The following is an 11,262-nucleotide window of genomic DNA, read 5'->3' as shown; positions in this document are numbered from 1 at the left end:
TGCTGAAGTCGAGCCCACGAATGCTCGCCTCGCCGTCGGTACCGTTCAGGGTGGCGTCGGCAAGGGAGATCAGAGCAATCGTATCGCTGCCCCCGGCAGCATCAACACCGGTGAGTGACCGGAAGATGAGACCACCGACAACCACATCACCGTCGTTTTCCAGCGTGTAACTCTCGTCGCTGGCGGTGCCCACCAGGCCTGCGGCATCGGCAACAAATGTTTCGACGTTGGCAAAAGTGATGCCGTTGTTGACGGCTCCACCACTGCCATTGAGTGACCAATCCTCACCATTGAGACCGGTCGCCGTATCGTCGCCGCTGCCGGCGGTGACACTGCTGATACCGGCGAAAGCAATAGCGTTGGCTACGATGCTGTCAGCACCGGTGACCAGGTAGCGATCGCCGGCATCCGAGCCCACGAGGGTGGCACTGGTGACTGACTCGATATTGCTGAAGTCGAGCCCGCGAATGCTCGCCTCGCCGTCAGTACCGTTCAGGGTGGCGTTGGTATTGGAGGCTAGAGAAATCGTATCGCTGCCGCCTCCCGCATCAACAGCGGTGAGTGATTGGAAGGTTAACGAGCTGACGACCACATCACCGTTGTCTTCTAGTGTGTAATTCTCATCACTTGCCGAGCCAATGAGGCCGGCAAGGTCTGCAATCAGGGTTTCTACGCCGGTAAAGGTGATACCACTATTTTCCGCCTCGTCAATACCAGCAGTCAGCACCCAGTCGATGCCACTGGCGCCGGTGACACTGTCACTACCAAGCTTTGTATCAATGCTACTGATACCGCTGAATGCGATATCGTAAGCTGTTACAGCATTAGGGCCAGTAATAACAAACGTATCGTTATTATCAGAACCGATGAGACTTCCAGCTGTTACGGTATCGATACCACTGAAATCGATCGCCGCGGTACTGGCTTCACCGCTGTTACCCGTCAACGTAACGGGCCCCGATGCTATGACGTCATCGCTACCCAAATCCGCATTGACAGTGTTTAGGCCAGAAACTCTGATACCCGCGATATCAACTGTATTATCCGCGACAATGCTGAACAAATCGGCACCGCTGCTACCGGTAAGTAACGAAGCCACCCCATTCTCAATATCGCTGAACAACAACGTGTCGGCACTTATCTCTTTATTTGTACCCGTTAGAGTCAGGCCGGCCACAAAGTTGCTGGCATCGACCGTATCGTTACCAGTTGATCCATTTACATCGGATAGGTTTTTAAAAGTCAGCCCGTCTACCACAACGTCGCCAATCGCGGTCAGCACGAAGCTGTCATCGCCCGCTGTTCCCGTTAAGCCCGCACTGGCTGCGAACAGTTCATCTGCGCCGATGAAAGTAATGCCGCTACTCTCGGCCTGACCCGCTCCTTTCAAGGCCCAACCGGCCCCATCGGCGCCGGTAACAATGTCTGTGCCACTACCTGTATCCAGCATCTCTACGGCGCTAAAAACAATATTCGCGCCTAGGGTAAACTGCAGGTCGCCGTCGACGACCACCGAATCATCAGCAGAGCTAAGCGTGAAGACATCGAGGCCCGTGCCGCCGGTAACAGTGCCACTTGTCGCAGTCACACTTCCCAGGGAATTGGTGCTGTCCGCACCGTTGCCGCCGACATTTAACGAGAAGCTATTGACAGAGACACTGCCTTCACTGGTAAAGCTACCTCCCGCAATCACCACGAGGTCGGCATCGGAAGCTGTAATCACTACACCGTTGCCGATCTCCACATCGCTAAACGAATCCAGTGTGAGTGCATTTGTTGTATTCCAATCCAAGTTGTCGGATACGCGAATGCCGTCGGCGTAGTCGGTGGCAGGGTCACCGTCATCTACAACTGCAAGTCCCGATGCCGTATCGGCGTCCGTTACGGTGATAGTGACATTGTTCGAACTGAGAGCGCCTTCGAGTGCGGCCGTGGAGATACAGTTTGTGGAACAGCTATCCGCAATATCCAGCCAGCCCGGGTCCAGCAGCCACTCACCGGTTTCGCCACGGCCGTGGCTAAGGGTGGACACAAACATGCTGTCTTCGCCAAGGTACAAATTCACCTTACCGGAAGTCTCGACAAAACCGCCGTCACCTCCCAGTTCGCCCGACTCTGCACGCACGACGCCGGCAAAGTGGGTACCACCATCAGCCCAGACAATGACTTTACCCCCATCGCCGTTGCCGATACCGCTGGCGTCGATTACAGCGTCTGCGGCGACGGTCGTTTTGTTCGCGTTGCGTATCTCTGCATTTTTACCCTGGTAGTCACCACCAACCAATATCTCACCACCGCCACCGATGCCTCGGGCATCGATAGCGCCGCTGACGACGACCTCATCGCCCAAAACCCGAACGCTACCGCCCGCGCCGGCGTCGCCGCGTACGCTGACAACGCCACGGTGCTCTACGCTATCACCCTCTATTTCAACTTCTCCACCGTAGGTACCGGATGCGTCCAACGCGCCGCTGTTGACAACTTCAGCGCCACCTCCGAACAGCCGGATTTTTCCACCACTGGTATCGATGCCGCGTGCGCGAACAGTGCCTTTATTGTTGACGGCCGAGCTAAAGAGGTCCCCGGATACCTTCGCCTCCATCAAAACCTGTGCACCGTCGATCGCGCCCTCATTCAGCACAGCACTGTCGACACCCAACTGGTTTTCCATCACCTCTTTGGTGATCTTGACCCCGATCATTCCGTCAGCATCGAAGGTCAGTACCGCTTCGTCGGCGGCGGCGAGGCTGACAATCTCGGCACTGATCAGGCCGCTGGCTGCATTGGTGACCTGTTTGCCGACCAGCACCGCGCTGGAAGCGTTGATTACACCGCGGTTGACCACCACGCCGGCACTACCGTTTTCACCCTGGAAGGAGAAGTTGCCGCTCATAAATTCGGACGAATCCATGTCAAGTCCGGCTGCGGTGATGGCCCCCACGTTGACGGTTGCGGTTTCGGTAAACAATACACCGCGCGGATTCGCGAGGATGACATGGCCATTGGATTCGATGGCTCCGCGAATGGTGCTCGGGTTCTGATCCAGAATCCGGTTCAGGACTATCGATGAGGAGTCCGGCTGCAGGAACCTCACCAGTTCCTCTTCGGTCAGGTTGAAGGAGTCCCAGTCAATCGCCAGGAGATCCGTCTTCTGGTCGATAATCGTGGTCAAGTCCTGGGCAGTGATCGAACCGTCACCACCGACAACGACACCGCCCTCGGGCGCCGCCTGAGCGCTTTGACTGACAACCTGCCCAACTAATAGGCCAGCATAAGCGAGGTGGGATGCCTTGATGGCAGATGTCAGTTTTTTCAGGCCGTAGGAAATTTTTTTAACTTGCATGCCGATACCTTTGGAGAGCTTCCTGCTCTATTGCAGCGGTCGATATTTGCGATTAAATCAGTGAAAGAAGAAGGAGAAGTCGGCGTAGATCGCGGGATCATCCGCATCATCACCAGTACCTTCGATGGAGGATTTAGACATCGTTGGCCAGGCAACAGAGATTTGGCTGGCGAAGGCTTCCTGCCAGCTGAACTTGAACAGCATTCCAGCACCGGAAAATGCGCTCCAGTCGTTGCTCAGGTCTTCTTCGTAGTTGTTTACCACGCCGTAACCTGCATCGGCGATCACCGCCACCTGCAGAATATCGTTCAGGCGGTAACCAAAAAGGCTGGGGTTAAGAATTTGCGGAAAATCGACATACCACTCAGCGGATAACAGCCCCGCCTGGTCGGCGGAGAAATCCCGCACATCAAAGGCCCGCACAGCGCTGGCGCCGCCGAGGGAAAACTGTTCGAAAGCGGGCAGGTTACTATCGCTGTATTGCCAGCGGCTCTTCAGGATCAGGCGCGACTTCGCATCGGTGAAGGGCATCGGCACAAAAATAAGTGAACTGCTATCGGCAGCGAACTTGGTGAAATCGTCCCCGCGGAGCGGATCGACCAGGTTCTGATGCTCGCCGTATTGGACTTTCGCATTGAGGATGTTGAGCATCGGCACGGCGCCGTTAAGCAGGCTGTCCATATACAGTCCAAACTCGCCGCCGTAAACGTGGTCGCCCGAATCCGGCAGCACGATGATCGCATCCAGTTCGGACTCCTTGTCGGTAATACTGAACGAGCCGGTCAGATTGAAATCCCGCGAGCGGCGGAACTTGTGATCGACACTGACTGCGTAACTCTCGTTCACCCCCTGAATATCCAGCAGGTTGATCACGTTGTTCTCATCATCGACATCCCGCAGGGAAAACTCGTTGTAGTCTGCGGAGAACTGCAGGCGCGTGCGAGGACCGAACAGCGGCAGGCTGTAGCGGAATTGCCCCAAGTCGGAACCGAAATCCGAGCTGTCACTCCCCGCATTGGTGGACTTCAAATAGCCGATAGTCAGGGCGTCACCGATACCCAGCGGATTCAGCCAGTCAACGGACGTGAATGCACGTTGATCACCGGTAAAGGTGGAGCCGTGGTTGTCCAGACGCGTGACCGCCCTCCACGAACGTTCATCACGCACCTTCAGGTTCAGCTTGGTTTCACCCGCATTGTCACCGGCACTGAAATAGCCGGTGATATTCAGGCTCGGCAGGTCATTAAGCAGATAGAGGCCTTCCTCCACATTTTCGTGGCTGACCAGTTTGCCACGCTGGTCTTCGAACGGAGCCGCTAGCTGCTCAAGGGAATATCTCTGGTTGTTCTCTGCGACGACCTGCCCCAGCAGACCTTCCTGTACTGTCAGGGTTACTATGCCGTTCTCGACCTCTTGTGCCGGGATCTGTACCTGGGCGAGGAACAGGCCCTGCCGGCGGTAGAAACTAGTCAATTCCGCGGCTATTTCTTCCAGATCGCCGTAGGTCAGCCCCCGTTGCGCATTCTGTTTTTCAATGACATTGACGAGCTGCCGCAGCTGGGCCGGGCCCAGCTCCTCGGGGTTGAAGCGCGCATTCATGCTGTCCAGCAGCGTGGCCAGCTCCTCAAGGTTCTCTTTGGTGTAGCCGCTGGCGAGGATCTTGTCCTCTTGCATAAATTTGACCCGCAGGTCCTCGGCCAGCTGCTCGACCGTTTCGCGATCGATACCGTATTCAGGATATGCTTCGAGCCGATGAAACCGGAGCTTTTTGACAGTGATTCGCGGGCCCTCATCACGCTGGGATATCTCCGGAATATCAGCATTCAGGTTCGGATCCCGCGCTTCTAGCGTGCGCTGCAGAAACTCCTGGGAGACATCCGGCTCGCTGATGGTCGGCACATTCTGATCGAAGGCTTGCCGAACCCGGCTGCGAAAACTGGATTCACTCTCCTGTGTGTAGCCGGTCGCCGGCAGGAGGAGCAGCCCGGTACCGAGGGCTGCCATTTGAGCTTTATAGCGCGCGAGCATATCCACCCCTTACAAATCCTTGTAATTATCCTTGTGAAGCCGATACCTGTTATTTTTATTCAGGCAGGCACGGCAATATGGCCAGCAGCTGGAGTGCCGGTCATTCCTTGTTCTTCAGTTGAGATCCCGCACGATGCGGAAGCCGGTCACCGCATCGGCATTGCCATCGTGGAAGCGCTTGGTGGTGGCAAGGCAACGACTCATCGGATCTTCCCGACTGCCGCCGGCGGCCATCAGCTGCCCGTCAGTGCCGCGCACCCATTCCTGCACGTTACCAACCGGGTTGACCAGCCCGAAACTGTTACCAGTACCAGCCGTCACTGCCACCAGTTCGACGCCCTTCTCGATGCCGCCATATTTCAAGTGGCAATTGCGATCGGCGACCTCCGGCTGGCCGCCGGCACTCGCGGCCGCAAACCATTCCCGCTCAGTCGGCAATCGATACCTATAACCGGTCTGGGCGCCAAGCCAGTCAATATAGGAATCAGCCAAGGCAATATTGATGTTTTGCACCGGAAATTCATCAGCCCCCAGGTTCAGGCCCTCACACTTCCCGGTTGCAAGGCAATACCTTCTGAAATCACCATTGCTGATCTCGTACTTGCCGACCACCAGTGGTTTCCGCGCACCGCCTTTGACCACCACCATCGTGGGCGCTTCGCTGCCGTCGGCTAGGCGGTCTGCACAGGTATAACGGTCCCCGCGGCCGCCACTACCGGGGCGAAGGTGTTCGCAGAAATCCAGTTTGAAGTTCTGCAGAACCTGCTGGTTCGGCAATACTGCCCGGGCGTCGGCCAACAGAGGCTCGGTGCGCAGCGGGTTTTCGCTCGCCAGTTTTCTTAAACAGCCACTCAATTCGGTCGCCAATACCGGTCGAACTTTCGCAGCCTTGACAGTATCCAGTGCAGCGAGCTGATTAAGCTCTCTCGCCACGCCGCCGCTGATATCCATGCCAAAACTACAGCGCAGTGACTGCTCCATATTGCCCAGAACTGCGTCGATTTCCCGCTGCTTCTTCAACGCTGCGAGCCGGCGCTCCTCACGTAATTCCTGCTGGCGCAGTCGCTCTGCCTCGCGCTCTGCCGCCAACCGCTCCTCTTCCAGACGGGCTCTCAATTCGGTGCGCTCGCCAGCCAGCTGAGACTTGATTTGTTCTGCCTGATCCGACTCCCCGTACCAGCTGGCAGCCCGCCCCAACATTGTGTCAGCCTGGTCGAGGTTGCCAAGATTCAACTGGCCGGTAGCAGCGGCCACGAACAGCTCGGAAACCCGTCGCCGCGATGTATCCAGATAGGCTTCGTCCGATGGATTGAGATCCCCGTATTCCGCCAATTCGACTTCGAGGTCTTCCTCCCACGACGGAGTCAGAATACTCAAGCCAATCAGGCGATCGATAGCCTCGCGCTTATCTACGATGCGCCGTTCCAGCAATTCCTTAGCCAGCTTCTCCTCGAGCTCCGCCTTCACCCGCTGCTGCTCGGCCACGTTCTCTTGTTCAAGGTGGGTATAACCCCAAACGGCTCCCACCAGCAGGATGGCAAAAGCGCTGCCTAGGACCCACTTCCAAGTGTTGTTGCCAAAAAACCTCTGTATAAATTTTTCGACAGTCGCGGTACGATCTTCGCGTTTCAGTGCAAGTGCGGATTCTAGTGCCCGCCACTGGCGGCGGCTCAGCGAGCGAATCCGCTTTGGCTTAACCTTTTGCTCCAGGGCCTTGTCAGCGGGAACTTTGCCGTAAGGGTGGCGGCCGCAGAACAGCTCGTAGGCAACACAACCGAGCGCGAACACGTCATCACTCGGTGCAGGTTCTTCGCCCTGCAACATCTCAAGACTTGCATAGGCCGGGGTAAGGGCGCCGAGGGTGCCGGCATCAAAGATGGTCTGCTCACCGACAGAATTCGAAATACCGCCTTCCGAAACCGCGCGGGCAATGCCGAAATCGAATACCTTCGCGCCCTTCTTGTTGGTCACGAAGATATTCCCGGGTTTAAAGTCCGAGTGCACTATGTGGTGGGAATGGGCATAGAGCAGCGCCTGGGAGATGTCGTGCAGTACGGAACAGGCCCTATCAAATTCCAGCCCGACATCAGCGTGATCACGCAACAGCTTGTCCAGTGGAGCACCCTCCAGGTACTCCATTGTCATAAAGACGCGCTCACCCTCCCGATCAAAATCGTAAACCGTTACGATGTTCGGGTGGGCCAGCGTCTGTGATTTACGTGCCTCGCGCTGCAGCGAAATGAACGCATCGGGGTGCTGACGAAAGTCATCGTTCAGCAATTTGATCGCTACGTAGGGTTCGCTGTCACTCGCCTCCAGCTTGCGACGGTCGAGCGCCTTGTACACGGCCCCCATACCACCAACACCGAGCAGTTTATCGAGTTCGAAGCGTCCCTTAATGACTGTTTTTGTTACTGAACCAGAACTTGGCGTCGGAGTTTCAATTTGTACGGCTTTCCGTACCGGCGCCAACTCCTCCCCTTCTGCGAAGGTGCCGGGACCCTTGGGACTAGGTCGATAGACAGTAGCGTCCGCGGTAAATTCTGCTGCTGCGGTGGGGATTAAACCGGGATTGGAACTGATCGGGGGGTGGTCATTCGCACCGGTCTTATCGCGAGCAACAAAAACCGTGGTATCGCCATCGTCATCCACGCCCTGCTGCTCGCCAGTCGGCCTGACTACACGAGTCTTGTCGTTCAAATCCACCTCCCTGGAAGATTTCTTCGGCATATTCCATTGCCGCAACCGCTTTTTGAAGCAGGCTTTCAGCCCAATCGATATTTGGCGAAAGCGAAGGCGCGCAGTATAACTTAGGCATTCAGTCTCAACAATTAAACATCGCTGGCTCAGAGCCAAGAATTGATTTCAAAGCATTACAAGAACGAAAAAGGCGCAAGGCAAATAATGGTAAGCGCGGATAAACGTTCTACCGATACTCCTCCTATTCAGCTTCAGCCCCCTGATCTCACCTAATAAAATATTTTTGAAAAATAATTGGTTCCAGAGTCAATCGTACCAATTACACTGCGCGCAAACAGACAAAGGGTAATCGATCCGATATTTCCAACAGATTTAGCCGTACAGAAAAATGGTGCCAGAGTGAAGCAGGCAAACTTCCTACGCAAAGGAATTTCACAAAATAAATCACGCAATAAAATCGTGCCAGAGTCAATTAAATAACTGAAATTGATGGTTTTTTTTCTAAATTCACTTTGCTTAAATGCCAGCGATTGCCTTAATGGCATGACCTGAGCTACTGCAATCTGCGGTGGTAAAGGATGAACCACCCACGCCACAGTCCATTTATAAATGAGGGATTACCATGGCTATCTACATGAACTTCAATAAAAACGCTCCGAAAGGTAATGTAACCGCGAAAGGTTACGAAGACTGGATTGAAGTGGACAGCTTCAATTTCGGTGTTGGTCGCGGCATCAGCATGGAAGCCGGCGCTATGGCTAACCGCGAAGCTACTCGCCCCAGCATCAGTGAAATCACTGTTACCAAGCGCATCGACGCATCCTCTGGCGGCCTGTTTAAAGCCTCCGTATCTGGTGATGAAGGCGTCGAAGTTGAATTCAATATCGTTCAGACCGGTGCCAATGCGGTTGAGAAGTATGCGACCTATAAACTGTCGGATGTCATCATTTCCTCTTACAGCATCAGCGCATCCGCCGGTGGTGCGCCGATGGAGTCTATTTCTCTGAGCTTCTCCAAAATCGAAGCCGACCTGGCAGATGCTGATAAGACCAATAAGAATCCGAAGAACATGCGTGTGGGTTACGACCTGGCTACCGCTACCGTTTTGTAAAGCACGACTGTTCAAGTCTGTCGAACGGCTCGGCCCGCGCTCACTGACCACGGGCCGCAGTCCATCGGTTTTTTAGCAAAGCGCTCGCACGAGCACTTCGCTAAGAAACCACAACCTTTTTGTGCAAAATTCGCTCACTTTGAGCACCTACAGGGATTTGGGGCTGGGTATGGCTACTCTTAATCAAGATAAACGCATGATTCAGATCGATAGCCCGCTCGGCAAGGACGCGATAATAGCCACATCCATACATGGTGAGGAGCACATCTCCAAGCCCTTTCGATACCAGCTTGAATTATTGTCTGACAATCACGAAATAACCCAAAAAGAGATTGTTGGAAAAGTGCTAACGGTAACCGTCCATCACTCAAAGAAGCCACGCCATATCAACGGATATGTCACCCACTTCTCTATGCATGATGTCAATGCAGAAGGTATGCGCAGTTATACCGCAATTGTCCATCCCGGACTCTGGTTTACCTCTCTCGGTGGAAAGAACCGTGTCTTTGAAAAAAAATCCGCTAAACAAATACTTGAAGAGTTACTCGGGGAGTACAGCAAAGTCATAAAGCTCTCTTTAAAGCTCAAAGCCGAATATATTCCGCGCGAGTACTGTGTACAGTTCGATGAGAGTGATTTCGATTTCATCAACCGCTTGATGGCCGAAGAGGGAATCGCCTATTACTTCAGGCATGAAGATGGCAAACACGAGCTGGTACTTTGCGATGACCCGCAGGATTTTCATGACTGCGAGTCCACCAAGGTGGAATACGATGGTGGCGGCAGCCAACCGACAAAGCATACCGTGAGCAGCTGGAAACGTAACTTCAATTACCATGGTGGCGGTTTTGAATTTAAGGACTACAGCGAGTTCGCTGTATCCAAAGATAACAAGCAGGAAGTCAAGACCACCAGTAAATTGAATGACGTATCGAGCTATGTCCGCAGTTACTATGGGCTGAATCACTTTGAGGTGGACGGAGACCACAAACGTAAATTCAAAGACAGCTATCACAGGGCGCTGGCGGACCGTGCCATGGAGTCCCAGGAAGCTCTGTTCGATATCGGCTATGGGCGCAGTGACTGCCCTGCATTCACTGCCGGAGGCCGCTTCGACTTCGATCACACACTAAATACGGAGAAAGGTAAATACCTACTAACTTCTGTACAGACCACCGTAACAGACAGCAATAGTAGCGAGTCACACTTTCACAATACCTTTAGTTGCGTGCCAGCTGCGGTCATGCCGCGGCCTGACCATAGGGCTCACCTGAAGAAGATTCACTCCCCGCAAGTGGCCCGTGTTATCGAGGTCAAGGCCACGGCCGCGGACAGCTCTAAAGACCCCTATACCCAGCTCAAGGTCAAATTTCCGTGGAATTCGGCACAGAACAGCTGTTGGATTCGTGTGATGCAGTCTTTTGCCGGTAAAAACTGGGGTGCTAACTTTGTGCCTCGCGTAGGTCAGGAAGTAGTCGTGACCTACATCAATGGTGACCCAGACCGCCCACTTATCACTGGTGCCGTGTATAACGGTGACAACCCAGGCCCAAACTACACCGCCACCCAGAGTGGGTGGAAGACCGAATATGAAGGCAGTAAGTTCAATGAACTGCGCTTCGATGATAAGGGCGGTAAGGAAGAAATCTACATGGAGGCGGGAAGAGACCACAATTTCGTCATCCATAACGATCAAACCGGCAAGATCGAGAACAAGCAGACCCTGGAAATCAAAGAGGACCGCAGCATAACAATCACCGACGGCAATGAAACCGTGACAATCGCCAAGGGCAACCAGACGATAGATGTCAAGAAGGGTGACCAAAAAATTACGTTGGGCTCCGGCAACCACTCACTTACAGTGAGTAAAGGCAGCCAGACGACAGACGCGAATGGGGCGATAAAGATCAGCTCAAAGGCTTCCATTGAACTAAAGGTGGGGGGCAGCAGCATCAAGCTGAGTCCAACTGGTATCACCATCAAGGGAGTGACAGTCTCTGTCAGCGGGGATGCCAAGAGCGAGGTGAAAGCCGGTGGTATGCTGACCCTCAAGGGCGGCATCACCATGATCAATTGACGG

Annotated in this window: 6 protein-coding genes; 2 read left to right on the top strand and 4 right to left on the bottom strand. The window is 54.3% G+C overall.

The annotated features are described in order from the left end of the window. From BLW36_RS11995 to BLW36_RS17190, 4 genes are all read right to left on the bottom strand, one after another. Window positions 1-3,343, bottom strand: a 3,343-nt coding sequence (locus tag BLW36_RS11995; protein ID WP_139304885.1) for a two-partner secretion domain-containing protein, incomplete at its 3' end; no start/stop codon positions are given. A 57-nt stretch (window positions 3,344-3,400) separates the two neighbouring features. Continuing rightward, entirely contained in the window at window positions 3,401-5,371 is a 1,971-nt protein-coding gene (locus tag BLW36_RS11990; RefSeq protein WP_091388567.1) for a ShlB/FhaC/HecB family hemolysin secretion/activation protein, read from the bottom strand. A gap of 114 nt (window positions 5,372-5,485) precedes the next feature. Next, the gene (locus BLW36_RS11985) at window positions 5,486-8,227 is read right to left on the bottom strand and encodes a bifunctional serine/threonine-protein kinase/formylglycine-generating enzyme family protein (protein WP_139304884.1); all 2,742 of its coding nucleotides are present in this window, start codon (window positions 8,225-8,227) and stop codon (window positions 5,486-5,488) included. Window positions 8,228-8,340: 113 nt separating this feature from the next. After that, a complete protein-coding gene (locus BLW36_RS17190; protein ID WP_139304883.1) occupies window positions 8,341-8,667 on the bottom strand; it encodes a hypothetical protein in 327 nt (108 codons plus the stop codon). Between the two features lie 26 nt (window positions 8,668-8,693). Between BLW36_RS17190 and BLW36_RS11980 the strand changes: the two genes are divergently transcribed. Continuing rightward, window positions 8,694-9,182: an Hcp family type VI secretion system effector gene (locus tag BLW36_RS11980; protein WP_091388563.1), complete on the top strand. Its 489-nt coding sequence runs from the start codon at window positions 8,694-8,696 to the stop codon at window positions 9,180-9,182. A gap of 196 nt (window positions 9,183-9,378) precedes the next feature. Further along, on the top strand, window positions 9,379-11,259 hold the full coding sequence (locus BLW36_RS11975; protein ID WP_244506225.1) for a type VI secretion system Vgr family protein: 1,881 nt from the start codon (window positions 9,379-9,381) through the stop codon (window positions 11,257-11,259). Window positions 11,260-11,262 lie beyond the last annotated feature (3 nt).

Source organism: Microbulbifer marinus, from assembly GCF_900107725.1.
Classification (GTDB): domain Bacteria; phylum Pseudomonadota; class Gammaproteobacteria; order Pseudomonadales; family Cellvibrionaceae; genus Microbulbifer; species Microbulbifer marinus.
Note: the sequence above shows the minus strand (reverse complement) of the source record. Positions and strands in the feature narration are given on the sequence as shown.

Coding starts and splice junctions, on each gene's coding strand:
- BLW36_RS11990 (WP_091388567.1), bottom strand. CDS start 5,371: ATGCTCGCGCGCTATAAAGCTCAAATGGCAGCCCTCGGTACCGGGCTG.
- BLW36_RS11980 (WP_091388563.1), top strand. CDS start 8,694: ATGGCTATCTACATGAACTTCAATAAAAACGCTCCGAAAGGTAATGTA.
- BLW36_RS11975 (WP_244506225.1), top strand. CDS start 9,379: ATGATTCAGATCGATAGCCCGCTCGGCAAGGACGCGATAATAGCCACA.